This window comes from Azospirillum cavernae, assembly GCF_003590795.1.
Classification (GTDB): domain Bacteria; phylum Pseudomonadota; class Alphaproteobacteria; order Azospirillales; family Azospirillaceae; genus Azospirillum; species Azospirillum cavernae.
In genome coordinates this window covers 383,971-398,398 of record NZ_QYUL01000001.1, presented here as the reverse complement: position 1 = coordinate 398,398, position 14,428 = coordinate 383,971, and the positions used below count along the sequence as shown (strand labels likewise).

Here is a 14,428-nt window from a genome sequence, read left to right as displayed (position 1 = left end):
CGGTCTCCAGTGTGGTTTGGTGGGTTAGCCCAGCTCGTCGAGCAGGCTCAGGAAGGCGGCGTCCGGCGCCAGAACTGCGTCCGCCAGCCCCAGATCGACGCCCTTTTGACCCAGGAACGTCGCGGCCTCGGTGTCCCGGACCTGGGCAGCCGAGAGGTTGCGGTTGCGCGCGACCGTTGTGACGAACAGGTCGCCCATCATGTCCACATCGGCCTGGAAGCGCTCCCGTGCCTCCTTGGACAACGGAATCTCGGCATGGCCATCGGCCTTGCGCGCGCCGTAGGTGATGAAACTCACCGCCAGGCCGAAGTCGGACAGGGCTTTGGACCAATCGACGTGCATCCAGATCACGCCGATGGATCCGGTGCCGCCGGTTCGGGGTACAGACAGCCGACCGGGATCGGCAGAGGACGCCAGCGCGTAGGCCGCTGAATAGGCGCTTTCCGACAGGATGGAGGCGATCGGCTTGATGCCGCGCGACGCGTGGATCGTATCAGCCAGATCGAAGCATCCAGCCACCTCGCCGCCGGGACTGTCGATGTCCAACACAATGGCGCGAACCTCGGAATCAGACAGGGCGGCCAAGAAGCCCCGACGGATCCAGTCATAGCCGGTCGCCCAGGAACAGCCCCCCGCGCCTTGAAACAGAACCCCACGAACAGGGATGATCGCCACTCCGTCAATCAGGCCATACTGCCGCTCCCGTTCGGCGGGCTGACCGAAGACCGCCTGCGGCGCCAGAGCCTCGCCGCGCAGCGCGGCGGCCAGCAGGTCCACCTCGGTTCGCACAAGCGCCAGCGGGCGGTTCGACAACCGCCGGGCAATGTCAAACATCTGGGTCATTGGGCGTCCGGTTTCTTCGGCGGCGCCGCCGCCTGGTTGGCGGGAATGTTCATCTTCGCCCAGCTGGGCGGTTCGAGACCCCGCTCCTTGAACCCCTGCATTTCGCGGGCGCGCTGGTCGAGCACCTCCTCCCAATCCTGGCCGGTGTTTTCCGCGCACTCCTCTTCCAAGGTGCTGAGCGCGGCGTCCATCCCGAGAACCGCGCCCTGCTTTTCGGCCACCGGATCGATCCAACCTCGGCCCGGCCCCATCCAGCGGCATCGGCTGTACGCGCCACGGGCGTCGAGGTAGTCGGGGACGACGCCGGACGGCATCGGCAGGTTATCGACCTCCATGGCTTCCTCCAGCCAGGCGGCGTAGACCTTCGAGGCGAATCCCACGGCAAAGTCGGTGCGACGCCGCGTCAGCGTCTTCCACGCTTCAAGGAGGGCGGCGCGGGCGCTGGAATAATTGACGTCCGACCAATCGTTGCTGAGCTGCTGCGCGCTGATGCCGATCCCAGCGGCGGCGTTGCGCAACACCGCCCCCTCGAACGCCGCGAAGTTGCTGGTGGGGCGGGCCGCCGCCACCGTGTTGATGGATTCGCCGGGGAACAGGATCGGCATCCGGACCCCGCCCAGCGCCGTGCGGCGTTCCTTGTGGTAGTCGGCGCGGGCGTCCTGGTAGGCCCCGACGCCATCCCCAGCGCCGAGGGCGTCCTGCACCACCGACGGGTCGTGCGGGCTGGTGATGTAGGCGCCGAAAATCGCGTTGACGATCGCGGCGTCCAGCTCGGTGCCATCATATTTGATGAGCATTTTGAGCCGCTGGATCACCGGGGTCAGCACCCCGGCGCCGCCGCGATGCTGCTCGCCCCGCTCCGCGTCAAAGTCATGGACGATGAGCGGGCGCCCCCAATCGGTTTCGCGTGGGATGCGCGACCAGGCGACGCTGTCGCTTCCCGAATACCAATCATTCTGATGGGCCTTGCGGACGTGGTAGGCGACCGCCGCCCCATGTTCGTCAATCTCGACGCCGCCGCGCAGATGGCGCTGGTCAAACTGCATCTGCGGGTTGGACAGCCGGTCCGGGTCGATCAGCTGCACCACGGTGCAATATTTCGCTCGACCGCGCCCAATCCGCTCCGGCATCCACGGCAGGCCGGCCAGGGCGTCGCCATCGACCAGCTTGTGTCGGAACGCCAGACGGAGCAGCTGCGCCATGCTGCGTTGCCGCTGCGCGTCGCAGTAATGACCAGGATCGTCCGCCCACGTGCGCCAGCCCGCTTCCACCGCGCGCCCAAACGCGTCGGCCCAGGCCGCGTCGAATCCCTTGTTGCCGGTCATCAGGGCGAGCGCCCGGTAATCGGGCTTGGCGATCGGTCGGAAGGTCGCGCCGACCGCGTTGTCCAGAATGCGGGTGACGGCTCCAGAGGCCCAGCCGTCGTTGCGCACCAGGTCCCGCACCCGCGACACGATGCGGTCGCGGTACGGGGTCAGGTCGCTGTCCGCAGAGCCAAGATAGGGCTGCCACGCGGCCAGATGCTCGCCCTGGGTGTCGGCGGCGTCGTAGGGGGTCGAACCGCCACCGGCCAGCATCGAGGCGCGCCGGGGCGGCGCGGACAGCGGCGTGACGCCGTCCGGCCCGTAGAGAATGACGTTGGTCATGGCGGCCTTACCGATAGAGGAAGCTGACGGCTCGACGACTGGAGCCGATGCCAAGCTGACGCTGGATCGCCTGGATCAGCGCCGTGATCTGCGGCAGATCGGTCGGCTGATAGGTGATCGAGCGGGAGCCGTTGCCCTGCGCGTAGGAGACGGAGACCACTTTCTGACCGATCTGGAGGTCGATGTAGGCCTTCTGCGCGGTGGCGAGCGCGGCGCGCAATTGCGCCTCGGTCATCCCGGCCAGGATGCCGCTGGACGTGTCGATCATGTCAGGTCCTTCAGGCCAGGCGGCTGGACAGGCTGCGCCGGGGCGACGGCGGTTGCGGAACGCCCGCAACGGCGGAAACGACGGTCGCCAGGGTCGAAAAGACCGAAGCGACCTCTGCGGCCTTCACCTGCTCGGGGGTGAAGACCAGGGAATTTTCATCCCATGGCGCGGCCCAGCTCGGCGGTCGCTCCCAATTGATGCGGTTCAGGCCGTGCAGGTGCGCGACGACATGGTTGCCGACCATGGTGTCCAAGGCCTCGTTGCGCGCTGACCGGCTGTGCTTCTCCCATCGGCCCGACGGCAGCCGGATCTCGGCGACCAGCTGCTCGAACCAGGGGTGCGGCGGCGCTTTCGCCCGCAACGCCGCCGGGAAATGGACCGACCAGGGGCCGTCATCCGCCTTTTGGAGCTGACCGTTCAGGTCATCCTTGAAGGTGTTTGGGTTGAACACCGCCACGGGCACCGTGCCGTTCGAGCCGAATTTCTTGTTCGCTTGGGCCGAGGTGTCCGGGTAGGTCACGCTCAACCGTGGCGCCATCAACGCGGAGCTGCCTTTGGTCGGGATGACCGAATAGACGTCACGCCCGGCGATCGTGCCGAACCGCTTCACCAGTTGGCGCTTCCGCCACCGCGTCCAGGCGTCATAGGCTTGCTGGCTCACGCCGGGCTGGCCGCCGGAGTCGTAGCCGACGGCGCGAAGCGCCATGTGGCGACCGGAGCCGTCAGCCAGCGGGTAGGTCTTCAGCACCACCGCCTCCACCAGCTGGTCCCAATCCTCCGGGCTGGTGGCCGGGTCGCCAGCGACCCGAAATCGGTCGATCACCCAGCTTTCCCCTTTCACGCCCCAACCCCGCACCAGGATGTCGAAATGCGCGATTTGGACGTCCCAGAAAGCGGTGATGAAGCGGACCCCTTCCGGCACGGCGCCAAGGCGCAGATCGGTCGAGCAACGGTCGGCGATGTCCGTCCCCAGCAGAAGCCCGACGCTGCGCGGCGGGGCGTAGGGGATGCCGAACTGCTTCACGATGACCTGGCGCAGCGTCTCGTCTTCGCCGGTCATCTCGAATTCGCGCTCCGCCTTGGCCTTGGCGCGGGCGAGCGCGCCGATGCCGCCCAAAACGAAAGGCGACATCGTGCCGGTGATCCAGAACCCGGCGGTGGCGCGCCGCGCCCGTTCGCCGGTGACGACGCCGTCCTCCGCGATGGTTTGGCCGTCCCCCACCCAGCGACCGCTGGCGAGCATGCCACGGCGTTCCGCGTCGCTGATCCGGCATTGGCTGACCGGGCACAGCAAGCGGGCTTCGGCCTCGATGTCGTCGAGCGTGCCCTCCTCCGGGTAGTCCAGCGCCATGACGCGGGCCGCGATCGGCGCCGGTGACGACCAGGCCCCGCAATGCGGACAGCGCCAGTACCAGACCCGCCGGTCGCTGTCGGCGTACATGGCCATGATTCCCTCCGACCAGTCGCGGGCGGGATTCATGCCCTTGGCCTTGTCGGGGTGGCTCACGGCCAGGATCATCGACTGCCGACCGAAGGTCTGGCGGCGGATGTCCAGCAGGGCCTTGACGTCGCCCATCTCGCCATAGGCGTCGATCTCGTCGGCGACGATGCGCGGCGCGGACTTGTTGATCAGGTTGCGCTTGGTCGCAGGCAGGAACTCCGCGCGCATGGTGCGGAAATTCTTGAAGTGCAGGCTGTCGTCGACCGACCGCGTCCCAAGGCGGGACGCCAGGTCCTCATGCGCCTCGATCATCGGGTTGATGCGCGACTTGACGTAGGCCTCCACCGCCTGGTCGGTCTGCATGTACCAAAGCAGGTTGGCCGGGTCCGACGCGACGGCGTGCAGCAGCCAATTCTCCGCGATGGTGGTCTTCGCGCTCTGGCCCGGCCCGATCACGGCGACGGTCAGGTGATCCAGCGAGGTCAGGCACTCCATCGGCTCGACGACGTAGGGCACCTGGTCGTTGCGCCATTTGCCGACAAAGCCGCCGCCCTCGTTGGCCAGCACCCGCCGCATCTCGGCGAACTCCGCCACAGTCCGACGCTCTGGGGGCTTCAGGGCGGCCAGGGCCTCCTCGGCCAAGACCCAAGCCGACGCGAACTCAGGTTCGGTCATCCCGCAACGCCTTTTGAAGGTCGATCACCATTTGGCCGCGCAGATCGTCGACCAGTTCCCGCAACACCGGCAGGGCGTCCTCGTCCAGGCCGAGCCGCTTGACCATCAAGACGGGGATGCCGTCGATCCCCTTGGACAGGCGAGACAGCAGGGTGGCCAGCACCGTGCGCATCTCCTCCGCCTCCACCAGCTCATCCCGAGAAAGGCGGAGCTTGTCCTCCAGCATCGCCGCCTGGGCGGCGTCCTTGCGCTGCTTGGCCGTGCTCTCACCGGCGTGCTGGGCGGGCGGGCGCCGACGCGCCGGGGGCGGGTCATCGTCGATCTCCTCCAGGTCGACATCGACATCGTCGCTCGGCGGAGGCGGCGCCGGGCGACATGGCGGCGGTCGGGGCCGGGCGGATCGGGGAGGAGAAGCCGGAGGCGCCTCTGGATCCAGATAGGCCCGAACCGCCGCCAGATCGAACTCCCAACCACCGGCTTTCGTGCCGCGCGTCACCACCGGGAAGCGGGCGTCGGACTCCAGCCGCCGGTCCAGCTTGGGCCGGGTCCAGCCCAGCGCTTCCGCCAGGGCCGCTTTCCCGATCGTCGCGGCGGGCGTGTAACGCGGCGGTGTAACGCCGGTCGATCTGGGCGTTACACGCTTCGCAGATGAGTGCATTGATTTCGCTCCGCTTTTTCCCTCCTGCGGGAGCGTGTAACGGACCGTGTAACGCGTTTTTTTTGCTCAACGAGAGCCAGAACCTGCGGTGTGCAATGCCCGCGTGTGCCAACCCCCTTGGGAAGGACCCATTGAGGGGGGCGCCCCCTCCGGCCCCATCACCCCAAGGAAATCGGAGGCGGCGGCGGATCACGCAGGAAGCGGGCGACCGCCCCCTCCTTCTGGGCAGCGCGGGCAAAGGTCAGCGCCGCCTCGGTGTTGCCGCCCAGCCGAGCGGTCAACGGAACCGGGCAGTTGATCCACTTCAGCGTCAACACGATTTGCTCACGCACGTCGTCTGAAGCTTCGTTGGCCAACTCTGCCAAGCGGATGACGCGGTCGAGAAGGTCCAGGTCAGCCATCGCTGTTCTCCATCACTTCCTTGCTGTCGCCAGAGCCGCGCCCATGGCCTTGTCGAACTCGGCCTTCAGCGAGGCCCGCACCACGTCCTTGGCCCGCTCTCTGTAGCCCAGGCGCTGCTTGACGGGCAGCGCGTCGCCGAACCGGACCAGCAGCTTCAGCCCGGTCAGCACGCCGTCCACCTTCCGCAGCTTGCCCTTGGTCCCGTAATCGCGCCAATAGCCGCGCTTGGGGTCCGCCCGCCGGTAGTCCCGCTTCGGTCGCCGCCAGACCCCGCTGACCGTCTGGCCAGAGCGGAAGTTGATGGTCCCGACGAAGGTGTCGGGCCGGGCGGCCAACCGGCGGAGCTTGCCCTTGGGCAGGTTGCCGTACTGGTTCAGATCGACCGCCTTCGGGTTGAACAGCGTGCCGCCTCGCTTGGAAGGCGGCAGGTGATGCTGACCGCCCGTCTCGAAGGGTTCCAGATACTGCGCCGCGATGTCCTTGACGAAGACCGTGGCCGTCAAGTCCGCCTTCTTCGCCGCCGTCACGCCGATTGAGCGCTGGGTGAACAGCGTCGGTCGGTCGAAGACTTCGCTCAGAGCCTCCTTTTCGGCCCCTTGGACCCGCTTCGCCACGGCGGTCAAGGCGCGGGCGGTGGCAAAGGGAATTTGCTTCTTGGCCAGATCGCTCAGCGTTGTCTGAAGCGGCTTCAGATCCGCTTGGACATTGATGTCAAACACAGCCCTTCACCGTTCACCCGTGAACGATTCCGCCAGCCGGTTCCGTCGGTGGCGGTCGCGAAAATCCAAGGCCAACAGAACCAACCGCCCAAGGACGAGAACCACGGTGCCCCAAAACGCCAGCTCCTGGGCTGGACCGCGCAGCGCGTCCAACCACAGCCCCATCGTCGAGAACAAAGCGACGATCACCCCATCGACCGTAGCCCGACCGTTGAGACCGTGCACCAGGTCATCCAGTTGCATGGTCATGCCGCATTCTCCTTGACCAGCCCGGCCAGTCGCTTCCAACCCGCCTCGAAATAGCGCTCGTCCCGCTCGACGCCGATGAAGCGGCGGCCACTCGACAGCGCCGCCTCCCCGGTCGAGGCGCTGCCCGCGAAGCAGTCCAGAACGGTCTCGCCAACCGGGCACAGCGTGCCGATCAGGTCGGTCAGCAGCCCCACCGGCTTCTCCGTCGGATGCAGCCCCTTCCGCACCGGCGGATGACGCAGGATGTTGGCCATGTCGCGGCGCAGCGGCGGGTCGCCCTTGCCCTTGCTGAAATGGTGGATCAGCTCGTGCTGAAGCCGGAAATGCGTCCCCATCCCGAAATAGGTTTTGTCCCACACCAACAGCCCGACCCGACGCAGATCGGCGCTCTCCATCGCGTCCCCGGCGGCCCCGCGCAGCCACAGATCGTCTGGCGCGCCAGGATCCACCGCGTCGGCCAAATGGTCGCCCATCCGCCAATCGATGAAGCACAGGGCGTGGCCGCCGGGCTTCAGCACGCGCCGCCATTCCAGCGCGCAGCCCCGCAGCAGATGCAGGAAGCCCCGCGTGCTGAGACTGTCCGACCCGAACCACTGGGCCGGATCGCCCTTGGTCGAGCGGGTCATGGTCTTGCTGAAGGCCGTCTTGCCCGCCTCGCGGGTGGCGCCGCTGGAATAAGGCACGTCGGTCAGAACCAGCGAGACGGAAGCGTCGTCCAGCTCCCGCATCCGTTCGATGCAGTCGCCCAGCATCAGCGTCGCCGCGCCGACGGTCACAGTGTGAAGCATGGAGATAATCCCAGTTTGCGCGCCCGGCGATCCGCCGACGCGGATCAGGCGTTGGCCAGATCGAGCGTGATCGCTCGCCATGGCGATTCTTGGGAATCACGGCGGTAAAAGCGGACGTAGGTCTTGGTCCCCTCGACGCGGATGCTGTCGGAAATCGCGTCCATCGCCTGGCGCCACCGATCATCCGTGATGTCGACCCGACGCAGCGCGAAGATTTTCTCCCGCGACACCTGCCCCTCTTTGTCGACGGAAAAGGCGTGATCCACCAGAACGCGGATGTTCGCGTTCACCCCCTGGCTCCAATCGCCGATGCATTCGTCAATCAAACCCTTGGCGATTTGCAGTTGCGGGCCGAACGTCATGTGATCCGCGACGGCAACCTGCACCTTGAGCTTTCCGTCCAGGCTCGTGAAGGTCATGTTTCCTTTTTTGCCGCCGCGCTTCGCTTTGTACTGATCCGTCAAAATCGCCAGGAAAGCGCCCACCTCGCTGAACACCGTCGATTTGAACGCGGCGATCAATCCCGACAGGGAATCCGCCTGATTCAGCAGATCGCGGACCAACTGGTCTTCCAGAAGATCCTGCGCTTTCACCAGCCGCGCCGGAATCATCCGGCCCCGCGCGTCCTCGTAATAATCGGGGCGCGCCACCTCCGGCGTTACACCGACCTTGACGGTTTCCAATTGTGGAGCCGACTGAGACATCGTTGTAATCCTTGATGTTTTTCGTGATGCGCGGGCAGAGCGTGTAACGCGCGTGTAACGTCCGCCGGTCGTCCGTGTAACGTTTCAGCTTGCGATAACGCACATTTTCGCAAGCTCGGCTCAATCCTCGTCAACCACCAGAACGGCCATCTGGCCGCCCAGATCGGCGCGGTTGTCGTCGTAGGTTTGCAGCGTCCGCACGTCGCGATGCCGGGAAAAACGCTGCACCGCGCGCACGTTGCCGTTGCTGCGGTCCAGCGCCGTCGTGATCGCCGCGTGGCGGAACCCGTGCGGGCGCAGCGTCAGGCCCACCCCCTCGCCCAGCGCCCGCACCAACAGACGCACCGCTTCCCCGGTCAGGCGCCCCTCGCCGGATCCGGCCTGGTCGAGCCGGTGGAACAGCGGCCCCGGTCGATCCCCGCGCGCGGCGATCCACGCCTCCACCGCCCGCCGGGTCACGGCGGGCAGGCTGATCGCCTCGCGGTCGCGCCGCCCCTTGCCCAGAATGAACAGCGCGCCCGTCGCGCCGTCGTAATGCTCCAGATCCAGCGAGACCACCTCGCCGCGCCGCAGGGCGACATCGTGCAACAGCCGGACGATGGCGACGTCGCGCGCGCCTTTCGCGTCGGCCCGCGCGCTGGCCTTGGCCATCACCGCCCGCACGCCGTCCCGCCCCGGCCCGCGCGTGTCGCGGTAGGCGGCGGCCTCGACATTCCCAACCTCCAGCGAGCAGGCCGTCAGCCCCAGCGTTTTCCCCAGCGCCACCACAGAGCGCAACGCCGCCAGCCGACGGTTGACCGTCGCCGGTCGCAGCCCCCGCCGGATCAGATCATTGCGATAGCCCAGCGCCAGGGCGTTCGCCGCCCCCGGCGGCAGAGTCAGCAGCAGGCGCGCCGCCCGCTCGGCGCTGTCGGACCATCCCTCCAGCCCGTCTTGCCGGGCCAGAAAGGACCGAAAATCCTCATGGTCGCGTTGATAGGCCTTCACCGTGTTGGCGCTGCGCCCGCCGTAAAAGGCCTCAAGCAGCCGCTCCTGGAGCCGGTCCAGCGCCAGGGCGGGAACCGCGCGCGCCACGGCGCCATCCATCGGCGCTTCACCATCGCTTGGCATCGACCACACCCCAGACAACAAAAAGCCCGCCCCAAAGAGGAGCGGGCCGTTCGGGCGCACTTTGTCCCGGCCATTCTGTCAAGACAATGATCTTATTTCAACGATTATATTCCTTTTTTGTTCATCCAGGGCCGCTCCAACGCGGCGAAGCCGGTCAGCGCGTGGTCGCGCAGCGCCACGCCCCGCAACGCCGCGAACAGCGCCGCCATCGCCCCATGCCACAGCAGATACGCCTCGTTGGTTTCAACGATCTCCCGCTGGCCATGCAGCGGCTCCAGCGGGCACCAGGTCGCCAGGACTTGCCGCGCCCCGTCGCCCAGAAGGCGAAAGCGAAAGCCCTTTTCCTCCGCCGGGATCCGCCGCCGCCCTTGCCCGTCGAACAGCGAAATCCCGCGCGCGAGATAGAGCTGCGCGACCTCGCTCCGCTTGGGCGTGGCGCGCCATTCCTCCGACACCACATGGCGGCGGCGGCCCGGCGCGTCGCTGGGGCGCGTCACCGCCACCAGCGGCGCGGTCAACGGCAGCCAGTCGGGCCGGTCGGCGGCGCGGGCGTGGCGCAGGACGGCCCGGCGCTCCGGCGACGGCAGCCGCTCGACGGCGTCGGCCACCCGTTCGGCGTCGGGATGGACGCGGGCGGGAACGCCCCGGATCGGCCCGCCGCCGTCGATGTGGGTTCCCACCATGTGGCGGTTGGCGATGGTCGCGCAGCCGTCGGCGCTGACGCCCCGATGATGCGCCCACGCCCCGGCGGGCAAGCCATGCAGCCGCCCGAAATGCGCGATGGCCTCGACCGGATGCAGCGCGCTGTCGCTGCGGTCGGCCTTTTGGTCGCGGATCGCCCACGCCAGCAACGCCTCCAGATCCAGCGCCCGGCTGTGGGCGGCGGTGGGCGCGAGCGCGACGGCCATGGCTCAAGCCGCCGCGACCAGGGGAAGCGTCTGGCTCAATTCCCGATGAAACAGCCGGAGGATTCCCGCCACCAGGGTGTCGAGCGCCTCAGCCGGGATCAGCGCCGGGTCGATCCGGCTGGTTTCCTGAAGATAGCGGGCTTTGGCGAACAGATCGTCCAGGGTCGTGATCGCGCCGTTGGCGATCTGCGGCTCCAACACCCCCAGCATCCCGTCCACCGCTTCGGCGTCCGGGCATTGGGCCAACCGTTGGTAGGCCAGAAACAGCGGCATCAGGGCGGCGGTGGCGGGCATGAGCAACCTCCAGCAACAACAGGGCATGGCCATGGCCCGCCTGAATTGTTAGGATTGTTTGCCCATAAACATTAATAATTTATTACCTGAAGGAACTAGCGTCTGTAATCGCGGATCGCCGCTTGATCGAGTTCGGATGCTGGCGCCAATTTATAATGCCGCTCCTCCACCACCTTCACCTCGTCATCCTGCAACGTCAGTTCGAACAAGGCGATGACCCCGCCCTCCATGAACTGCGCGGAGATGGCTCGGCACCTCATGCCAGGAAATTTCTGCTCCACAAACCGGATGTCTTGCGTTGTTTGAACGACGCCGATTTGGTCCGTTCCGCCTTTTGCTTGAACGGGAATGACGTAATGACAACCATGTTTGTCAAGACCGACATACAACTCGTCGATTTCTATCTGCCCGATCCCCTTGACCGTTGTCCGCAAATGATTCTGTAGACTGTAGGTCGTAAGTCCGAGAAAGGTGTCAATCAATCGGTTGTAGCGAACGATCGCGAGCAACGCCTGTTCGTCGTCGAGCGCGTAGGCGCGGATCAACTCAGGGGTCGCGTCCGGGATCGAGATGCGCGCCAAGTCCTGACGTGGAAGAATGCGTGTTTTCTTTACCAGGCGAAAGCGATAGCGCGCGCGTCCCGCGCCCTCGATGATCCATTCGAGGCCGTCAGGCTGAGTGTCGAGAATGCTGTCTGGAAAATCGATCCGATAGCGCAGCGCGTAGGTCACATCGCCTTGGTTTTTCGGAAGTTTTATGCCCAGCTTTGCCGCGACGCTTTCAATTTCGCCTCTTTCAAATTCAAACTCCACGTCTCCTTTCTGCCAATGGTCGAAAAAAATCGATTCGATCAACTGCTTATAGCGGTTCGGCCGCTCCGTCTTCTTAGCCATGCGCCACCCTCGACCGCGTGTGCGCCGCCTCGATTTCGTCTTGCTTGCGCTTCTTCGCGCCGCTTTTGCGATCACGCTTGCTGTTCGGCTTTGCAACGCCGAAATGCTCCGCCGCTTCCGACAGGTCCATGCGAAGGAGGCGGGGATCGCCCAAGCGGATCACCCGTTCAGGCCGCGTCGGCGTCAGCCCCAAAGCCGTCACCACGGCTTGACCGATCGCCCGGGCCAGCGGCGCCGGCACCGCGTTTCCGACCTGCCGGGCGCCGTGCCATTTGGTGGCCTGAAGCCTGAACCAGTCTGGAAATCCGTGCAGCCGCGCCATTTCGCGCACGGTGATGCAGCGCTCATGCGCGTAATGGATAGGCCGTGGGCTGGTGAACGCCCCGCGCGCGCCATCCGTGCCCGCCCGCAAGGTGTTGCAAAGGCCCTCCGGAGCCAGCCTGAAAAAGCGGCTGATGGGTTCGACCCAACCAGGTTTGGTTTCGCCGAACCGCCGACGCGAGATGGCCGTGTGATCGGTGCGGGCGCTGGACGTCAGAACGGAAGGATCCCATTCCCTGGCATAGCCGCAATGCCAGGCGTCCTTCGTCAGGCAACGCAAGTCAGCCGCGAAGGTGGATGGCGTCTTGAAGGCGGTCGTTCGCACGCTGTCGCTGTCGCACAGATCGAAAAAGCCGTCGGCGTTGGGAAGGTCGCCGATCGCCTCCAGGCAATTCGGCCCTCTCGGCAGCCCCGGAATGGGTTTGCGCGCATCGGCGGCGTTGACGGTGGGCGGCGGGTAATCGGGGACCGTCAGCCCCTTCCTCGCGCCGATCAGGATAAGGCGCTGCCGATGCTGCGGCGTGCCATAGCTGGCCGCGTCCAGAACCCTCCAAGGAAGCCGCACATCGTACCCGACCTTGTCAAAGGCCTGCACAAGCTCCTCAAGGAACGCTTTGTGCTTGCCGACGGTCAGCCCCTTCACATTCTCGAAAACAAAGGTCTTGGCCTCCAGTTCGGCGACGATCCGCACAAACTCCAGCACCAGGCCGTTCCGGGGATCGTCGAGCGCGCGTTGTCCGATCAACGAGAAACCTTGGCAGGGCGGCCCGCCGAACACGCAATCGACCGGACGGTTGCCGATGCCTGCGGCCAACCGGATTTCCGCCGCCGACAGGCCCACCACCGACCGTGGGATGACGGCGGTTTCGGGAAAATTGAACATGTGGATGGCGCAATGGATCGGATCGACCTCAACCGCCGCCGCCACGTCAAAGCCTGCCTGCTCGAATCCAAGCGACAAACCGCCAGCCCCTGCGAACAAGTCGATACCGATGGGTCTCACGCGCATAGCTCTCTGAACCGGATGCAACACGCCGCAAGTTAGCCGGTTTCCGGGGCGCTGTCGATCGGGTTTTTGCGCCCTCAAGAATGGACGACCCGCCGCCGCCGGACAGACTCAGGGAATGAAAATAGCCGCATCGCAAAAAACGCGCGGGCGGCTTGCCGCCTAGTCATGGAGTTGTCAGGCTCCGACGCGAAACATCGCTCCACCGGGCCGAAGGGGCAAGGGGCGGCTGGAAGGGTATTCGCGGGATTTATGAGAATTTTGGCACTCTACATACCGCATAGAAGCATATGAAATTCACTATGATGACAAATCAGCTTGATATTAATATAAACAAACCTTAACAGTGCATCTGGAAGCAATAATCAACCAAAAGAGGTACATAAGAATGGATGATACAAGCAAAGATAGAAAATCTATGTCTGCGCAAGAAATTGTCTCGATGAATGCAATTGTTGTTAATAGAAAATCCTTTCTAATAGCCACCGCCGTGATCTTGATGGCGGCGGTATTCCTATCGATAGTTTTTTCGAAAGACATCGCCACGGCGTTGATGTCTGGAAGTGTTCGTGTATACGAGCCAAATTACTTGGCTATAGCACTTGATTCATACACAAGCCAAATAAGAATTTTTTCTGGAGTGCTTGGAATCATTACTCTTGGCCTTATCACTTATCTATATACTTCTGGTTATTTGTCGGGTCTTTTCAAAATCACACCGCGAGAAAAACAAATAGATGGTAGAGGCGACATTAACATTCAAACGCTTGCGGCCATGATTGACTCCGTGCAAAAATCTGCTGAAGATATTCGCAGCAATCGCCACATAACTAGCGAAGATCGCTCAGTTATCACCGATCAATTGAAAGATATAGTCCGTTCATCCATCCCGACGGAAGTGTTTGCAGCAATTGACAAAAAATACGGAAACTCCGTAAAAAGTGAGTTTGTATCTGAAATTATGGAAGAAAAAGTAAATTTGATGAAAAATAGGCTTGAAAAATTTCAAGCAAATCTTTCAAAGAAGGCTTCCGCCGCGCTTTCATGGGGAGTTACTACCGCAGTAATTGGTATATTTCTGCTTGGTGCTTTTATATACTCTGAATCTCATCCTCAATCATCTGACAATGTATCAATAATATTTTACTATACTATGCGAATTAGCCTGGTGAGTATGATTGAAGTTGTTGCCTTTTTCTTCCTCAGACACTACAAGTCAACGCTAATTGACGAAAAATACGTGAGCAATGAAATAACTAACATTGAGATGAAAGTATTGTCTGCCATATCTGCTCTAAAAATGGGCAACGCGGCAACGTCATCAAAGATATTTATTGAACTATCAAAAACAGAAAGAAATTTTTCTCTGAAAAAAGGAGAGACTTCAATTTTTCACAGCGCTACTGGAAGCGACATGCTTCCAACAAATGTTGTTTCAGATATATTTGGCAAAACAGCCAATGCTTTCCGAGGCGGCAAAAATTAACATAAGGCTATTCCGAA

16 protein-coding genes are annotated in these 14,428 nt (G+C 63.6%); 1 reads left to right on the top strand and 15 read right to left on the bottom strand.

Features of this window, described 5'->3' with window-relative positions; genetic code table 11:
- Nucleotides 1-24 precede the first annotated feature (24 nt).
- The 15 genes from D3877_RS01900 to D3877_RS01830 all read right to left on the bottom strand — a co-directional run bounded on the left by D3877_RS01900 (nucleotide 25) and on the right by D3877_RS01830 (nucleotide 12,922).
- A complete protein-coding gene (locus D3877_RS01900) occupies nucleotides 25-843 on the bottom strand; it encodes a S49 family peptidase (RefSeq protein WP_119829091.1) in 819 nt (272 codons plus the stop codon).
- Complete coding sequence (locus tag D3877_RS01895) at nucleotides 840-2,489, bottom strand: phage portal protein (protein ID WP_119829090.1); 1,650 nt, start codon at nucleotides 2,487-2,489, stop codon at nucleotides 840-842. The genes D3877_RS01900 and D3877_RS01895 overlap by 4 nt, the downstream gene beginning before the upstream one ends.
- Nucleotides 2,490-2,496: 7 nt before the next feature.
- Nucleotides 2,497-2,757 (bottom strand): gpW family head-tail joining protein, encoded by a 261-nt coding sequence (gpW, locus tag D3877_RS01890; RefSeq protein WP_119829089.1) that lies wholly within the window; start codon nucleotides 2,755-2,757, stop codon nucleotides 2,497-2,499.
- A gap of 10 nt (nucleotides 2,758-2,767) precedes the next feature.
- A complete protein-coding gene (locus D3877_RS01885; RefSeq protein ID WP_119829088.1) occupies nucleotides 2,768-4,873 on the bottom strand; it encodes a terminase gpA endonuclease subunit in 2,106 nt (701 codons plus the stop codon).
- Nucleotides 4,860-5,531: a hypothetical protein gene (locus D3877_RS01880; RefSeq protein ID WP_119829087.1), complete on the bottom strand. Its 672-nt coding sequence runs from the start codon at nucleotides 5,529-5,531 to the stop codon at nucleotides 4,860-4,862. The genes D3877_RS01885 and D3877_RS01880 overlap by 14 nt, the downstream gene beginning before the upstream one ends.
- Nucleotides 5,532-5,689: 158 nt before the next feature.
- Nucleotides 5,690-5,932 carry a hypothetical protein gene (locus D3877_RS01875; protein ID WP_119829086.1) on the bottom strand — a complete coding sequence of 81 codons (243 nt, stop codon included), beginning with the start codon at nucleotides 5,930-5,932 and terminating at the stop codon, nucleotides 5,690-5,692.
- Nucleotides 5,933-5,944: 12 nt separating this feature from the next.
- Nucleotides 5,945-6,652, bottom strand: coding sequence for a hypothetical protein (locus tag D3877_RS01870; RefSeq protein WP_119829085.1), 708 nt, complete (start codon nucleotides 6,650-6,652; stop codon nucleotides 5,945-5,947).
- A 6-nt stretch (nucleotides 6,653-6,658) separates the two neighbouring features.
- A complete protein-coding gene (locus D3877_RS01865; RefSeq protein WP_119829084.1) occupies nucleotides 6,659-6,901 on the bottom strand; it encodes a hypothetical protein in 243 nt (80 codons plus the stop codon).
- On the bottom strand, nucleotides 6,898-7,689 hold the full coding sequence (locus D3877_RS01860; RefSeq protein WP_119830720.1) for a DNA-methyltransferase: 792 nt from the start codon (nucleotides 7,687-7,689) through the stop codon (nucleotides 6,898-6,900). Before D3877_RS01860 ends, D3877_RS01865 begins: the two co-directional genes overlap by 4 nt.
- A 44-nt stretch (nucleotides 7,690-7,733) precedes the next feature.
- Entirely contained in the window at nucleotides 7,734-8,393 is a 660-nt protein-coding gene (locus D3877_RS01855) for a DUF3164 family protein (protein ID WP_119829083.1), read from the bottom strand.
- A gap of 120 nt (nucleotides 8,394-8,513) precedes the next feature.
- A complete protein-coding gene (locus D3877_RS01850) occupies nucleotides 8,514-9,503 on the bottom strand; it encodes a tyrosine-type recombinase/integrase (protein ID WP_119830719.1) in 990 nt (329 codons plus the stop codon).
- 104 nt (nucleotides 9,504-9,607) lie between these two features.
- A complete protein-coding gene (locus tag D3877_RS01845; protein ID WP_119829082.1) occupies nucleotides 9,608-10,411 on the bottom strand; it encodes a hypothetical protein in 804 nt (267 codons plus the stop codon).
- 3 nt (nucleotides 10,412-10,414) lie between these two features.
- Entirely contained in the window at nucleotides 10,415-10,705 is a 291-nt protein-coding gene (locus D3877_RS01840) for a hypothetical protein (RefSeq protein WP_119829081.1), read from the bottom strand.
- Nucleotides 10,706-10,800: 95 nt separating this feature from the next.
- On the bottom strand, nucleotides 10,801-11,598 hold the full coding sequence (locus D3877_RS01835) for an endonuclease (RefSeq protein WP_119829080.1): 798 nt from the start codon (nucleotides 11,596-11,598) through the stop codon (nucleotides 10,801-10,803).
- Nucleotides 11,591-12,922 carry a DNA cytosine methyltransferase gene (locus tag D3877_RS01830; protein WP_199720672.1) on the bottom strand — a complete coding sequence of 444 codons (1,332 nt, stop codon included), beginning with the start codon at nucleotides 12,920-12,922 and terminating at the stop codon, nucleotides 11,591-11,593. Before D3877_RS01830 ends, D3877_RS01835 begins: the two co-directional genes overlap by 8 nt.
- A 391-nt stretch (nucleotides 12,923-13,313) precedes the next feature.
- Between D3877_RS01830 and D3877_RS29270 the strand changes: the two genes are divergently transcribed.
- The gene (locus tag D3877_RS29270; protein WP_147395073.1) at nucleotides 13,314-14,411 is read left to right on the top strand and encodes a hypothetical protein; all 1,098 of its coding nucleotides are present in this window, start codon (nucleotides 13,314-13,316) and stop codon (nucleotides 14,409-14,411) included.
- Nucleotides 14,412-14,428 lie beyond the last annotated feature (17 nt).